The sequence below is a fragment of the Pseudoalteromonas sp. Z9A6 genome, assembly GCF_011378805.1.
Classification (GTDB): domain Bacteria; phylum Pseudomonadota; class Gammaproteobacteria; order Enterobacterales; family Alteromonadaceae; genus Pseudoalteromonas; species Pseudoalteromonas distincta.
Map to the genome: position 1 here is coordinate 19,206 of NZ_WTKZ01000007.1, position 14,135 is coordinate 33,340.

14 protein-coding genes are annotated in these 14,135 nt (G+C 40.4%); 13 read left to right on the plus strand and 1 reads right to left on the minus strand.

Going from position 1 to position 14,135, the window contains the following annotated elements; all coding sequences use genetic code 11:
- Nucleotide 1: 1 nt before the first annotated feature.
- Nucleotides 2–787, minus strand: a complete 786-nt coding sequence (gene map, locus GQR53_RS04295; RefSeq protein ID WP_165742983.1) for a type I methionyl aminopeptidase — start codon at nucleotides 785–787, stop codon at nucleotides 2–4.
- A 271-nt stretch (nucleotides 788–1,058) separates the two neighbouring features.
- On the opposite strand from map, the gene rpsB reads away from it, so the two are divergent.
- From rpsB to lpxA, 13 genes are all read left to right on the plus strand, one after another.
- Nucleotides 1,059–1,787 (plus strand): 30S ribosomal protein S2, encoded by a 729-nt coding sequence (gene rpsB, locus GQR53_RS04300; RefSeq protein ID WP_002958321.1) that lies wholly within the window; start codon nucleotides 1,059–1,061, stop codon nucleotides 1,785–1,787.
- A gap of 104 nt (nucleotides 1,788–1,891) precedes the next feature.
- The gene (gene tsf / locus GQR53_RS04305; RefSeq protein ID WP_002958320.1) at nucleotides 1,892–2,743 is read left to right on the plus strand and encodes a translation elongation factor Ts; all 852 of its coding nucleotides are present in this window, start codon (nucleotides 1,892–1,894) and stop codon (nucleotides 2,741–2,743) included.
- Between the two features lie 158 nt (nucleotides 2,744–2,901).
- Nucleotides 2,902–3,651 carry a UMP kinase gene (gene pyrH, locus GQR53_RS04310; protein WP_024596498.1) on the plus strand — a complete coding sequence of 250 codons (750 nt, stop codon included), beginning with the start codon at nucleotides 2,902–2,904 and terminating at the stop codon, nucleotides 3,649–3,651.
- 13 nt (nucleotides 3,652–3,664) lie between these two features.
- A complete protein-coding gene (gene frr / locus GQR53_RS04315) occupies nucleotides 3,665–4,222 on the plus strand; it encodes a ribosome recycling factor (protein WP_002958318.1) in 558 nt (185 codons plus the stop codon).
- A 243-nt stretch (nucleotides 4,223–4,465) separates the two neighbouring features.
- Entirely contained in the window at nucleotides 4,466–5,245 is a 780-nt protein-coding gene (locus GQR53_RS04320; protein WP_165742984.1) for an isoprenyl transferase, read from the plus strand.
- A 19-nt stretch (nucleotides 5,246–5,264) separates the two neighbouring features.
- The gene (locus tag GQR53_RS04325; RefSeq protein ID WP_024606268.1) at nucleotides 5,265–6,131 is read left to right on the plus strand and encodes a phosphatidate cytidylyltransferase; all 867 of its coding nucleotides are present in this window, start codon (nucleotides 5,265–5,267) and stop codon (nucleotides 6,129–6,131) included.
- On the plus strand, nucleotides 6,128–7,333 hold the full coding sequence (gene ispC, locus GQR53_RS04330) for a 1-deoxy-D-xylulose-5-phosphate reductoisomerase (protein WP_165742985.1): 1,206 nt from the start codon (nucleotides 6,128–6,130) through the stop codon (nucleotides 7,331–7,333). Before GQR53_RS04325 ends, ispC begins: the two co-directional genes overlap by 4 nt.
- Nucleotide 7,334: 1 nt before the next feature.
- Nucleotides 7,335–8,687 carry a sigma E protease regulator RseP gene (gene rseP, locus GQR53_RS04335; protein ID WP_165742986.1) on the plus strand — a complete coding sequence of 451 codons (1,353 nt, stop codon included), beginning with the start codon at nucleotides 7,335–7,337 and terminating at the stop codon, nucleotides 8,685–8,687.
- 100 nt (nucleotides 8,688–8,787) lie between these two features.
- Complete coding sequence (bamA, locus tag GQR53_RS04340) at nucleotides 8,788–11,259, plus strand: outer membrane protein assembly factor BamA (protein WP_024606270.1); 2,472 nt, start codon at nucleotides 8,788–8,790, stop codon at nucleotides 11,257–11,259.
- Between the two features lie 11 nt (nucleotides 11,260–11,270).
- Entirely contained in the window at nucleotides 11,271–11,789 is a 519-nt protein-coding gene (locus tag GQR53_RS04345) for an OmpH family outer membrane protein (RefSeq protein WP_165742987.1), read from the plus strand.
- Between the two features lie 7 nt (nucleotides 11,790–11,796).
- Complete coding sequence (gene lpxD, locus GQR53_RS04350) at nucleotides 11,797–12,819, plus strand: UDP-3-O-(3-hydroxymyristoyl)glucosamine N-acyltransferase (RefSeq protein WP_165742988.1); 1,023 nt, start codon at nucleotides 11,797–11,799, stop codon at nucleotides 12,817–12,819.
- 26 nt (nucleotides 12,820–12,845) lie between these two features.
- Nucleotides 12,846–13,298: a 3-hydroxyacyl-ACP dehydratase FabZ gene (gene fabZ / locus GQR53_RS04355; protein ID WP_002958310.1), complete on the plus strand. Its 453-nt coding sequence runs from the start codon at nucleotides 12,846–12,848 to the stop codon at nucleotides 13,296–13,298.
- Nucleotides 13,299–13,300: 2 nt separating this feature from the next.
- Complete coding sequence (lpxA, locus tag GQR53_RS04360) at nucleotides 13,301–14,071, plus strand: acyl-ACP--UDP-N-acetylglucosamine O-acyltransferase (RefSeq protein WP_165742989.1); 771 nt, start codon at nucleotides 13,301–13,303, stop codon at nucleotides 14,069–14,071.
- The last annotated feature ends 64 nt before the right edge of the window (nucleotides 14,072–14,135 follow it).

Consider the following 14,135-nt stretch of genomic DNA (forward strand, 5'->3'; position numbering starts at 1 on the left):
ATTAGTGTTCTATGATCCTGTCGATAGTATCATCTGATCGTAGCGTTAAAATTTCAACACCATTTTCAGTCACTAATAAAGTATGTTCCCACTGTGCAGACAAGCTGCGGTCGCGAGTTACTACAGTCCAATCATCTTTAAGTAGCTTACATTGGCGTTTACCCGCATTAACCATTGGTTCAATTGTTAAGCACATGCCCGCTTTTAGAGTTTCGCCAGTACCCGCTTTACCGTAGTGCATTACTTGTGGTTCTTCGTGAAATCCTGCGCCAATACCGTGGCCGCAATATTCACGAACAATAGAGTAATTAAAACTTTCGGCATATTTTTGAATAGCAGAGCCAATATCACCTAAGCGCACACCTGGTTTTACCATTTTAATAGCAAGGTATAAGCTTTCTTGTGTTACTTCTGAAAGACGCTTAGCTTGGATGTTTGGTGTTCCAACGTGGAACATTTTAGAAGTATCGCCGTGGTAGCCATCTTTAATGACTGTTACGTCAATATTTACGCTGTCGCCTTCTTTTAATGCTTTGTCATTTGGAATTCCGTGACAAATAACATGATTAACTGACGTACAAACTGATTTTGGAAAGCCATGATAATTTAACGGAGCAGGGATTGCTTGTTGCACATTAACAATATAATCATGACAAAGTGTATTTAGCTCATCGGTGGTAACACCCGGCACTACATGAGGGCCGATCATTTCAAGTACATCGGCCGCTAAGCGCCCAGCTACGCGCATTTTCTCTATTTCTTCAGGGGTCTTGATAATAGCGCTCATTGAGGCTCCAAAGTTGAGTTTCTAACATTTATCGCCGAACAAATTTTGCACGCGACGTTGAGTATTTAATTTTAATATGGTATAAAGCGCGCCGTCTTTTTACAAATAAATTCTTAAATGATTTTTTGTATTTAAGGCAAACACAATTTTATTTTAACACACACACGTATCGTCACATACACTTGGGTGCATTTGAAGTTTAATTACTTCGGTGTTGGTGCTATGGGATATGTGGAGGCCTAACCCTAAACAACTATAGAGGATCTATAAAATGGCAAACGTTTCAATGCGCGATATGCTTCAAGCTGGTGTTCACTTTGGTCACCAAGCACGTTACTGGAACCCTAAGATGAAGCCTTTCATCTTCGGCACACGTAACCGTGTACATATCATCAACCTTGAGCAAACTGTACCAATGTTCAACGACGCACTTAAGTTTTTATCAAGTGCTGCAGCAAACAAAGGTAAAGTTCTTTTCGTTGGTACTAAGCGCGCAGCAAGCGACGCAGTTAAAGCAGCTGCTTTAGAAAGCGATCAGTTCTTCGTAAATCACCGTTGGTTAGGTGGTATGTTGACTAACTGGAAAACTGTACGTCAATCAATCAAGCGTCTTAAAGACCTTGAAGCACAAAGCCAAGACGGTACTTTCGAGAAATTAACTAAGAAAGAAACGTTAATGCTTAACCGCGAAATGGAAAAGCTTGAAAAGAGCCTTGGTGGTATCAAAAACATGGGCGGTCTTCCAGACGCGCTTTTCGTTATCGATGCTGACCACGAGCACATTGCTATCCGTGAAGCAAACAACCTAGGTATCCCTGTTGTTGCAATCGTTGATACTAACTCTAACCCAGACGGCGTTGATTACATCGTTCCTGGTAACGATGATGCTATCCGTGCTGTAAGCCTTTACACTAGCGCTGTTGCAGCTGCTATCACTGAAGGTCGCGAGAATAACATCGTTGCTCAAGCTGAGAAAGACGATTTCGTTGAAGCTGAGTAATTAGCTATCATCAAGTCTTCATCTTTTTAAGGTGAAGACTTGTTATTCTTGTAGAGCGGGTAACCCGCTTATCTAAACCAGATTTCAGATTTGAGGATTTACTAATGGCTGTAACTACTGCCCTAGTTAAAGAATTACGCGAGCGCACAGGCGCTGGCATGATGGATTGTAAAAAAGCGTTAACTGAGACTGATGGCGACATCGAGTTAGCGATTGAAAACATGCGTAAAAGTGGCGCTGCTAAAGCTGCTAAAAAAGCAGGTAACATTGCTGCTGAAGGTACTATCATCATCAAGCAAAACGCTGGTGTTGCAGTACTAGTAGAAGTTAACTGTCAAACAGACTTCGTTGCAAAAGACGTAAGCTTTTTAGCATTTGCTGATAAAGTTGCTGAAGCTGCAATTGCTGACACTCTTACTATCGAAGACTTACAAGCTAAGTTTGAAGAAGACCGTGTTGAGCTAGTAACTAAAATTGGCGAAAACATCAACGTACGTCGTCTGCAGTACATCGCTGGTGAAAACCTAGTTGAGTACCGTCATGGCGACCGTATCGGTGTTGTTGTTGCAGGTGTTGCTGATGAAGAAACACTTAAGCACGTTGCAATGCATGTTGCTGCTTCACGTCCAGAGTACTTAACTCCTTCAGACGTACCAGCTGACGTTGTAGAAAAAGAAAAGCAAGTACAAATCGAAATCGCGATGAATGAAGGCAAGCCTGCTGAAATCGCTGAGAAGATGGTTGTTGGTCGCATGAAAAAATTCACTGGTGAGGTTTCTCTTACTGGTCAAGCTTTCATCATGGAACCTAAAAAATCTGTTGGCGATATTCTTAAAGAGAAAAACGCAACAGTTACTGGCTTTGTACGTGTAGAAGTTGGTGAAGGTATCGAGAAGAAAGAAGAAGATTTTGCTGCTGAAGTTGCTGCTCAAATTGCAGCTGCTAAAGGTCAGTAAGATTAACTATTTGTGATGCAAAAGGAAATTAGATGCAATTAAAGTACTATTTGGTTTTGCTTCACAGCTAGAAATTCTTTAAAATAACCGCGCTTTTATGTTTAACATAAGCGCGGTTATTTTTTATCCATAATTCAATAAAAGTTGGCCCCTATACTATGACTATCAATCGCAAACCTATTTTTAGACGTGTTCTTCTCAAATTAAGTGGTGAAGCTTTAATGGGAGACGAAGGCTTCGGCATCGACCCTAAAGTTTTAGACCGTATGGCACAAGAAATTAAAGAGCTAGTAGAGCTTGACGTAGAAGTGGGTTTAGTTATTGGTGGAGGTAACTTTTTACGCGGTGGTTCACTTGCAGAAGCAGGTATGAACCGCGTAGTAGGCGACCACATGGGTATGCTTGCAACGGTTATGAATGGCCTTGCAATGCGTGATGCGCTACACCGTGCATTTGTAAACTGTCGTTTAATGTCGGCTATTCCGCTAAATGGTGTATGTGACGCTTATAACTGGGCTGAAGCAATTAGTTTATTGAAAACTGGCCGCGTTGTTATTTTTGCAGCGGGCACCGGTAACCCATTTTTTACTACCGATTCTGCAGCGTGTTTACGCGGTATTGAAATTGAAGCGGATACAGTAATTAAAGCGACTAAAGTGGATGGCGTGTACAGTGATGATCCTGTTAAAAACCCAGAAGCGACGCTTTACAGCCACTTAAGCTACAATGAAATCATTGAAAAAGAATTAAAAGTTATGGATTTAGCGGCATTTACTCTAGCCCGCGATCACAATATGCCATTGAGCGTATTTAATATGAATAAATCAGGCGCGCTAAAACGCGTAATTATGGGTGAAGAAGAAGGAACACTTATTTCTTCACAAGCCTCAGATGAAATAATCAAATAATTAGGATTAAACCGTGATTAACGATATTCAAAAAGACGCGCAAGCGCGCATGCAAAAAAGTGTAACTGCACTAGGTAGCCAATTATCTAAAATTCGTACTGGCCGTGCACATCCTGCAATCCTAGATGGCATTATGGTGTCGTACTACGGTGCACCAACGCCTTTAAACCAAGTTGCTAACGTAACAATTGAAGATTCTCGTACACTTGCTATTGGTGTATTTGATAAGTCTTTAGCGCAAGCTGTTGAAAAAGCAATTATGGCGTCTGACTTAGGTTTAAACCCTATGTCGGCAGGTACTGTTATTCGTGTACCACTTCCTCCACTTACAGAAGAGCGTCGTAAAGACCTAATCAAAATTGTACGTGGTGAAGTTGAAGGCGGTCGTGTTGCTATTCGTAACATTCGTCGTGATGCTAATGGCGATGTAAAAGGTTTATTAAAAGATAAAGAAATATCTGAAGATGAAGCGCGTCAATCAGATGATGCGATTCAAAAACTTACAGATAAGTTTATCAAAGAAATGGATACTCTATTAGCTGCTAAAGAAGCAGAGTTAATGGAAATCTAAGTAGGGCCTGTTTATCTTTTAAGGTAGAGTTTGCAGTAGTGTGTTTGGTTTTAAGGCAAGGCATAGCCTATGTAGTGTGGTTATTTCCCATTATTAGGCGATAGCAATGCATAAAATCTAAAAACGCGCTGCCCAAAGGGTTCTGCCTAGATTGAATAAATTACAATCCTGAAAGGTCGACAGGACCTATTAAAATTATTAGTTTTGAAACGCCGTCTAGGGTATACTAGGCGGCGTTTTTTTATGGAATACTCGATATTTATGGTTCTAGATGCTGACACAATTTCACAGCAATGTTTACCTAAACATGTTGCTATCATCATGGATGGGAACGGACGTTGGGCACAAGCTAGAAATAGACCTCGTGTGTATGGGCATAAAAAAGGAGTAGACGCAGTTCGTCAATCTGTTCAGTTTTGTACTAAATTAGGGATACAATCGTTAACCTTATTTGCTTTTAGTAGTGAAAACTGGCGCCGCCCTGAAGACGAAGTAAACACTTTAATGGAGCTTTTCTTATTTGTTTTAACAAAGGAAGTTAAAAAGCTTCATAAAAACAATGTAAAACTGACCATTATTGGAGATTTATCACGATTTTCTGAAGGATTACGTAGCAAGGTAGACGCTGCGCATAAGCTGACTGAAAATAATACCGGATTGCGCTTAAATGTTGCAGCTAATTACGGTGGTCGTTGGGATATGGCTAACGCGGCTAAACAACTTGCTTTGCAAGTTGCGCAAGGCACACTCAACGCAGAAGATATTACAGAAGAGCGCTTAGCACAGCATATGAGCATGGCAGATCAGGCTGAACCTGATTTACTTATTCGCACTGGTGGCGATGTTCGTATTAGTAATTTTTTACTATGGCAAGTTGCTTATGCAGAACTTTACTTTACCGAGATACTTTGGCCTGATTTTAATGAAGCAGCATTTGCTGAGGCTATAGCGTGTTACGTTGCCAGAGAGCGACGTTTTGGTTGTACGGGCGAACAAATAAAACAATTACTCGCTCAAACCTAAATAGAATAAGGGTCACATTTTGTTAAAACAACGAATTTTAACCTCACTTGTGCTTGCACCATCGGCATTAGCTTTGGTTTTTTATACACCGCTTACGTTATTTAGTTACTTTGCCGGTGCAATAGTATTATTAGGCGCATGGGAATGGTCTGCGTTTATGGGTTTATGCGATAAGCTCAAACGTGGTGCTTTTGTTGTATTGATTGCAGCCTTACTTGGCCTGCTTAATTTACATTGGCCTATTGAATCACTATGGGAAAATGGCAAGCTAGTAGGTGATGCAAATTACGTATTTACGCTTTCGTTTGCTTGGTGGATTGTTGCTAGTTATTTAATTTGGCGCTATCCAGAAATGGCTAAAGCGTGGAATGAAGGTTTAGTAATGCGCGGCATTGCAGGTTTATTAACACTTGTGCCGTTATGGCTTGCACTAAATACGCTGCGCAGTGCGCAATATGCTGAATCAACACATTTTGGCTCTGTACTTATTTTAGTCGTATTGGGTATTGTGTGGAGTGCAGACGTTGGTGCTTATTTTTCAGGTAAGAGCTTTGGTAAGCATAAACTTATGCCAAAAGTGAGCCCTAATAAAACAATTGAAGGGTTAGCAGGCGGTGTAGTCGCTTCTATCATTTTTGTTTTAGCATTTTGTCACTTTACCGATGTTGACTTAGGTGTTTGGCCTATCTACGCGATAATGACTGCATTTATTGCATTGTTCTCTGCGGTAGGTGATTTACTGGAAAGCATGTTTAAACGTGAAGCCGGTTTAAAAGATAGCGGCCGTTGTTTACCTGGGCACGGCGGTATTTTAGATCGCATTGACAGCTTAACGGCTGCAGCTCCAATGTTTGTAATGTGCTATGCGTGGACTCTTAGTTTATGAGCCAAAAGCAATTGCTGGTTATTTTAGGCGCAACAGGTTCAATTGGTTTAAGTACACTAGATGTTGTATCGCGCAATAAAGAGTTATTTGATGTTTTTGTTTTAGCTGCAGGGCAAAACGCAAAAAAAATGGCTGAGCTGTGTATTGAACACGAACCACTTTATGCGATTATGGCTACCCAGCAAGCCGCTGAGCAGCTATCTGCTTATTTAGCTAATACACAATGCCAAACGCTTGTTATGCACGGCGAGCAAGCAATGTGCGACTTATGTGCTCACCCAGATGTTGATGTCGTGATGTCGGCAATTGTAGGTGCAGCTGGTTTACTGCCAACATTAAGTGCAGTAGAAGCAGGTAAAAAAGTACTCCTTGCTAATAAAGAATCGTTAGTTATGTCAGGTCAGTTGTTTATTGATAAAGTTAAACAACATAAAGCGACCTTGCTGCCAATTGATAGCGAACATAATGCTATTTTTCAATGTCTACCTTCTTCGTTACAAAATGCCAAAGGCGATCAAAATTTACAGCAACATGGCGTAAGTAAAATTTTGCTAACCGGTTCTGGTGGCCCGTTTTTAACGCGCGATATAAACACACTAAAAGATGTAACTGTAAGTGAAGCCGTGGCGCATCCTAACTGGTCGATGGGTCAAAAAATATCAGTAGACTCGGCCACTATGATGAATAAAGGCTTAGAGTTTATTGAAGCTAAGTGGTTATTCAATTGCGACACCAGTGATATAGACGTAGTGATTCATCCACAAAGTATTATTCACTCAATGGTGCAATATCATGACGGTTCTATTTTAGCGCAAATGGGTAACCCTGATATGCGCACGCCAATTGCCCATGCACTTGCATACCCGGAGCGAATTAATGCAGGCGTTAAACCGTTAAACTTCTCTGATATATGTGATTTCTCATTCACCAAGCCTGACTTTTCTCGCTATCCAAATTTACAATTAGCGATTGATGCGTGTAGTGCAGGGCAGGGCGCGACTACAACGGTTAATGCTGCAAATGAGATAGCAGTAAGTGCATTCTTAAACGGTAAAATTGGTTTTACTGATATATACAAAATAAATGCACAAACGCTTGAAGCTGCAACGTATACCAATGTACAAAGCTTAGATGAAATTTTAGAGTGCGATAAATTAGCGCGTATTAGCGCTTCAGAATTTATAACAAAAGTGGCGCATTAATATGTTTGATTTTTTTTGGAATCTTGGCTCATTTATTTTAGCGCTTGGTATTTTAGTGGCCATACATGAATATGGCCATTTTTGGGTTGCACGAAAAATGGGCGTTAAAGTGCTGCGTTTTTCAATTGGCTTTGGTAAGCCATTGTTAAAATGGCACGATAAATATAATACCGAATATGTGATTGCGGCTATTCCATTAGGCGGTTATGTAAAAATGCTTGATGAGCGTGTTGATGACGTGCCGGCAAACCAACGTCACTTGTCGTTTAACGCTAAATCTGTACATGCACGTATTGCCATAGTTGCAGCGGGTCCAATGGCCAACTTTTTGTTTGCCATTTTTGCTCTTGCTGTAATGTATATGGTGGGTGTGCAGTCGGTAAAGCCTGTGGTAGGTAGCATTACCGAGGGTAGCCGGGCAGAGCAAGCGGGCATTATGCCTTCTCAACATATTATAAAAATTGGTGATGATGATATAACGACATGGCAAGATGCCACGTTTGCACTTATGTCTAATTTAGGTGAAGAAAGCGTTGAAGTGATAGTGCGCGATAAAAACCTTCAACCACGTGTTAAAACGCTTAATTTAGAGGGGTGGAAACTAGATCAGCAAGACGTGCCACCACTAAGCTCGTTAGGTATTGTACCGTTTAGACCTCAAGCCACTTTAACAATTGCCGCGGTGACTAAAGATTCAGCTGCAGAACACGCTAATTTACAAGTTAATGACAAAATTTTGGCTGTAAACGGTGAAACAATAAGCAATTGGCAGCAATTAGTTAATCTTATTACGCAATCAGCTAACAAATCTTTACAATTTAGTGTAAAAAGACAAGATACTATAAAAGCCATTACAGTAACCCCTAAAGGGCGCATTGATAATAACGGTATTGAGCAAGGCTTTTTAGGCGTTGCTCCTGTTGTACAGCAATGGCCTGATGGTTATGTAGAGACTAGACATTACGGCCCGCTCGATAGTATCGTGCGAGGCACAAAAGAAACGTGGCGCTTAATTACACTCAGTTTTGATATGATTGGTAATTTAATTACAGGCCAGGTTTCGGTTAAGAATTTAAGTGGCCCCGTGGGCATTGCAGTAGGCGCTGGAACTAGCGTAAGCTATGGGTTAGTGGCCTTTTTAAGCTTTTTAGCCTTAATAAGCGTTAACTTGGGTGTATTTAATTTATTACCCTTACCAGTGCTTGATGGTGGACACTTAATGTATTACATAATTGAACTTTTTCGTAAAAAGCCGGTCTCTGAAAAGACACAAGAGTTTGGTTTTAAAGTGGGCGCCTTGTTGCTCATTTTTCTAACATGTTTCGCTTTGTTCAATGATGTATCGCGTTTGTAGTTTTACAGCGTGGCAAATTACTAATTAGAACACGATTGTAAAGCACCACTTTAGTAGGGTGTTATGCGGTAATACAGTTGTAAAGGATAAAGATAATAAAATGGCTATAAAAAAACATTTGGCAGTAACAAGTTTATTGGGTGCAAGTTTTGCAGCCCTAGGCCAAAACTCCTTTATTGTTGAAGACCTGAAAGTTGAAGGTTTACAGCGTGTAGCACTTGGTGCAGCGCTAACACATATTCCTATTAACGTAGGCGATAATGTTGATGACTATACGATTTCAAAAACAATAAAGTCACTTTATCGTTCTGGGCACTTTGATAACATAAAAGCCCTTCGTGATGGCAACAACGTTATTTTTAAAGTAACGGAACGTCCTACCATCAGCTTCATTGAGTTTGAAGGCAATAAAGACATTAAAGACGAGCAGCTTAATGAGTCTCTTGATCAGCAAGATATTCGCCAAGGTGAACCACTTGATAAAACCGTTATCGATAGTATCGAAAAGGGCTTAGTTGAGTTTTTCCACAGTATTGGTAAATACAACGCTAAAGTAGATATCAGTATTACTAAGTTGCCTCGTAACCGCGTTAAACTTAAATTAGAGTTTGATGAAGGTGATGCAGCTTCTATCCGACAAATTAACTTAGTGGGTAATGAACTTTTTTCTAATGAAGAGCTTCTTAAACTTGCTGAATCGCAGCAAGATTTACCTTGGTGGCAGTTTATGGGTAGCGATCGCTACCAAAAGCAAACCATTGAAGGCGATTTAGAAAAAATTCGTAGTTATTATTTAGACCGTGGTTACCTACGTTTTAATATCGATTCAACGCAAGTATCAGTGAGCCCTGAGCGTGAATCAGTTTACGTTACAGCTAACTTAACTGAAGGCGTAAAATATACCGTTAAAGGCTTTGACTTTATTGGTGACTTGCTTGGCCGTGAAGACTTAATTAAAAGTGTTATCCCACTTAGAGCAGGTGAGCTTTACAATGGCTCAGTCGTTACTTCGTCAGAAGAATTTATTAAAAGCTACTTAGCACGTTTTGGTTACGCTAATGCTGAAGTGCGTACAATTCCAGAAATTGACGACGAAAAGCAAGAAGTACAACTAACACTATCGGTTAATCCAGGTAAGCGTGTATACGTTCGTCGTATTATTGTTGGTGGTAACCAAAATACAGCTGATGAAGTACTTCGCCGTGAAATGACACAACTTGAAGGCGCCTGGTTATCTAATCAAAACCTTGAGCGTTCAAAACTACAAATTCAACGTTTGCCTTATATGGAAACTGTTGATTTTAACGTAGTGCCTGTACCAGGTGTGGATGACCAAGTAGATGTAGACTTTACTGTAAAAGAGCAATCAGCGGGTAGCTTTAATGCTGGCCTTGCTTATGGTTCTTACTTAGGTCTGCAGTTTAATATTGGTGTAACAGAATCTAACTTTTTAGGCACAGGTAACCAAATTGGTTTAAACCTTAATACCTCTACAGGTTCTGAAAGCTTAAGCTTATCGTACACAGACCCATACTTTACGCCAGATGGTGTATCGCAAGGCAGTAGCATCTTTTACAGAAACTACGATGCAAGTAAATTTAGCCTTGTTGAATATAAATCGAAAAGTTATGGTTTAGGCACAAATATTGGTTTTCCAATTGATGCTGTAAATCGTGTTAACTTTGGCGCCCGTTGGATTAAAGAAGAGCTTTCGGATATTGCAGAGTACGAGCAAACGCGTGTACTTCGTGAAACATTCTTAGATCCAGATAACCCAGATGCAGGCTTTGACTTTACTAAGTATGAGCTGAGTGTTGGTTGGTCGCGTATCACCGTTAACCGTGGTTTATTCCCAACAGCGGGTTCGCGTCAAACTCTAAACTTAACAGCAACAACGCCTAACTCAGATCTTCAGTACTTTAAACTGAATTACGATTCGCGTTTTTACTGGCCTATATCAAATGACCACCGTTGGGTATTCTCGACGCGTGCAGCACTTGGTTATGGTAATGGTTATGGTTCTACAAACGGGTATGAGCAAACACTTCCATTCCAAGAGTACTTCCGTATAACGGAAATGGAACTACGTGGCTTTGACCGTAATACAATATTACCACGTGCTGTATCGCGTATACCGCAGTCTATTCCAGGTACGCCAGGTGCAGACGGTACTACAACCGGTAGCATTGGTGGCGCATCAGAATTTGATATTCTAGTGCCACAAGGCCGTATTGGTGGTAATGCTAAAGCAGTGGCAGGTATGGAGCTAATTGTTCCTACGCCATTCTTAGATGAAGAAAATACCAGCTCTGTACGTACGAGCTTCTTTGTTGATGCTGCTAACGTATGGGATACAGAGTTTAATGTAGACCGTTTCCAAAACCTAGCACCAGATGAGCGTGCTAAATTAGATGACTATTCAGACCCTATGCGCTTTAGGGTGTCAACCGGTCTTTCATTACAATGGATCTCTCCAATGGGTCCAATGCTGATCAGTTTTGCGTATCCATTGCAAAAAGAAGAAGATGACGATACGAAAACCATCAGCTTTAACATTAGTAACACTTTTTAAAGGAGTTTTTTATGACTAAATTATTTAAATCAACAGCTGTAGCAGTTTTAGCAACTTTAATGATGGGTACTTCTGCGAGTGCACTTGCACATAAAGTAGGTATTGTTGACATGCAAGAAATCTACAAGCAAATTCCTCAAATGGCTAAAATTGAACAGTCTTTACAAACTGAGTTTGCTGAGCGCCGTCAAGAGCTTGAAAAGCTACAAGGCGATATTCGTTTTGAAGCTGAAAAATTTAAACGTGAAAGTACCACTATGAGCCAAGCTCAAAAAGATACATTACGTGAAAAAATTCAGGGCATGCAAAAAAATCTTGCTGAACAAGGCCGTCCTTTAGAGCAAGAAATTAAAGCACGTCAAAACCAAGAGCTTGCTAAAGTTCAAGGTGTAATCATCAAGACGATTGAAGAGATTGCTAAAGATGGTGACTTCGACGAAGTTAAAGTAAAAGACACAACAATTTACTTTAACCCTAAAGAAGTGACTGATCTTTCATCTAAAGTTGTAGCCGCTGTTAGTAAGAAATAATCACTCTATGCAAAATTATACGCTTTCGCAAATTGCGGAACTTCTAGGCGCCGAACTTCAGGGTGATGGCGCTTTAGAAATAAAAAAAATAGCGACACTTGCAAATGCCCATTCTGGGCATATTGCATTTTTAGCGAACTCAAAATATCGCACGCAACTTGAGACCACTCAAGCTAGCGCTGTAATAGTAAGCCAAGCCGATGCAGAGTACTTTAGTGGTAGTAAAGTTATTGTTGCTAATCCGTATGTAAGTTACGCAAAATTAGCGCAATTTATGGATACGACGCCACGATCAGCATCTACAGGTATTCATCCAAGCGCTACGGTGCATCCAACAGCTATTGTTAGTGACAGCGCCGCAATTGGTGCTAACGCAGTCATTGAAGCTAATGCAGTGATTGGTGACAACGCGCAAATTGGTCCGAACAGTTTTATCGGCGAATGTGTTAAAATAGGTTCTGGCACTAAGCTTTGGCCTAGTGTGACTATTTATCACGATGTTGAAATTGGTTCAGATTGTTTGTTTCAAGCAAATAGTGTTGTAGGTAGTGATGGGTTTGGTTATGCGAACGAACGCGGGCAGTGGGTAAAAATACCTCAGCTTGGCTCTGTGATCATAGGTAATAAAGTTGAAATAGGTGCAAGTACCACAATCGATCGTGGCGCACTGGACAATACCATCATTCATAGCAATGTTATTATCGATAATCAGTGTCAAATAGCGCACAACGTTGAAGTTAATTCAGGCACCGCAATCGCGGGCTGCACCGTACTTGCAGGAAGCGTTACCATTGGTAAAAACTGTCAAATTGGTGGCATGGTTGCAATTAATGGTCACATGTCTGTATGTGATGGTGTTATAATTACCGGCATGAGTATGGTGACAAAATCAATCACCGAACCAGGTATTTACTCATCTGGTATGCCCCATACAACAAACAAAGAATGGCGTAAATCAATAGCTCACTTGCGTAACCTTTCAGACATGAAATCTCGTCTTAAAGCGCTGGAAGCATTGGCTAAGTCATAACGTTGAACACTAATAAGGATGCTATTTTGGCAAACGAATTAAATAGCCTTGATATTCAAGAAATTTTAAGTTTATTACCGCACCGTTACCCGATGCTATTAATTGATCGTGTTATTGATTTTACACCTGGCAAATCTTTACATGCTATTAAAAATGTTTCTATAAACGAACCTATATTTACTGGCCATTTCCCAAATCAGCCAATTTTTCCTGGTGTGCTAATATTAGAATCAATGGCGCAAGCCACGGGTTTATTAGGTTTTAAAACAGTAGAAAATCGTAGTGAAAACGAACTATATTTATTTGCTGCTGTTGATAACGCACGTTTTAAACAGCCAGTGATCCCAGGTGATACAATGCATCTTCATGTTGAGTTTTTAAAAGAACGTCGCAACATTTGGAAGTTTGCTGCAGAAGCTAGAGTCGACGGCAAAGTTGTATGTAGTGCCGAAATTATGTGTGCGAGAAGAGAGTTTTAATAGTGATCCATTCTACAGCAATAATCGAACCTGGCGCTAAACTAGGCAACAATGTCTCAGTTGGTCCGTATAGTTATATTGGCAATGATGTTGTTATCGGTGATAACTGTATTATTGAGTCTCATGTTGTTGTTAAAGGGCCATCAACTATTGGCTCTGGCAATCATATTTTTCAGTTTGCGTCTGTGGGCGAAGCCTGCCAAGACAAAAAATACAACAACGAGCCAACCACATTAATCATGGGTGATAACAATGTTATCCGTGAATGTGCCACTATTCACCGTGGTACAATTCAAGACCAAGGCGTTACTAAAATTGGTAGTAATAACTTATTTATGGCTTATACACACGTTGCACATGATGCAGTAATTGGCGATAACGTAATTTTTGCTAACAATGCAAGTGTGGCCGGCCATGTACATGTAGGCGACTGGGTTATCTTAGGTGGTAATTCGGGAGTTCATCAGTTTTGTAAAATTGGTGCACATGCCTTTATTGGTATGTATTCAGGTGTTAACAAAGATGTACCACCTTTTGTTACTACCATTGGTATGCCAGCAGGTCCTGCCGCTATCAATAAAGAAGGCATGAAACGTCGTGGTTTCGAAAGTGATGAAATTATGGCTGTACGCCGTGCATACAAAGCGTTTTACCGTAAAAGCTTAGGTGCAGACGAAGCGATTGAATCGCTTAGTGAAGATGCCGAAAAGTACCCTGCTGTGAAATTGATGGTCGACTTTGTTAAAAGCTCAGAGCGCGGCATTGTAAGATAATTCGCGCGTTTTGCTCTAAGCATAAAAAACCACCCTAGATGATAAATCGAAGGTGGTTTTTATT

Coding starts and splice junctions, on each gene's coding strand:
- map (WP_165742983.1), bottom strand. CDS start 787: ATGAGCGCTATTATCAAGACCCCTGAAGAAATAGAGAAAATGCGCGTA.
- rpsB (WP_002958321.1), top strand. CDS start 1,059: ATGGCAAACGTTTCAATGCGCGATATGCTTCAAGCTGGTGTTCACTTT.
- tsf (WP_002958320.1), top strand. CDS start 1,892: ATGGCTGTAACTACTGCCCTAGTTAAAGAATTACGCGAGCGCACAGGC.
- pyrH (WP_024596498.1), top strand. CDS start 2,902: ATGACTATCAATCGCAAACCTATTTTTAGACGTGTTCTTCTCAAATTA.
- GQR53_RS04320 (WP_165742984.1), top strand. CDS start 4,466: ATGGAATACTCGATATTTATGGTTCTAGATGCTGACACAATTTCACAG.
- ispC (WP_165742985.1), top strand. CDS start 6,128: ATGAGCCAAAAGCAATTGCTGGTTATTTTAGGCGCAACAGGTTCAATT.
- rseP (WP_165742986.1), top strand. CDS start 7,335: ATGTTTGATTTTTTTTGGAATCTTGGCTCATTTATTTTAGCGCTTGGT.
- bamA (WP_024606270.1), top strand. CDS start 8,788: ATGGCTATAAAAAAACATTTGGCAGTAACAAGTTTATTGGGTGCAAGT.
- GQR53_RS04345 (WP_165742987.1), top strand. CDS start 11,271: ATGACTAAATTATTTAAATCAACAGCTGTAGCAGTTTTAGCAACTTTA.
- lpxD (WP_165742988.1), top strand. CDS start 11,797: ATGCAAAATTATACGCTTTCGCAAATTGCGGAACTTCTAGGCGCCGAA.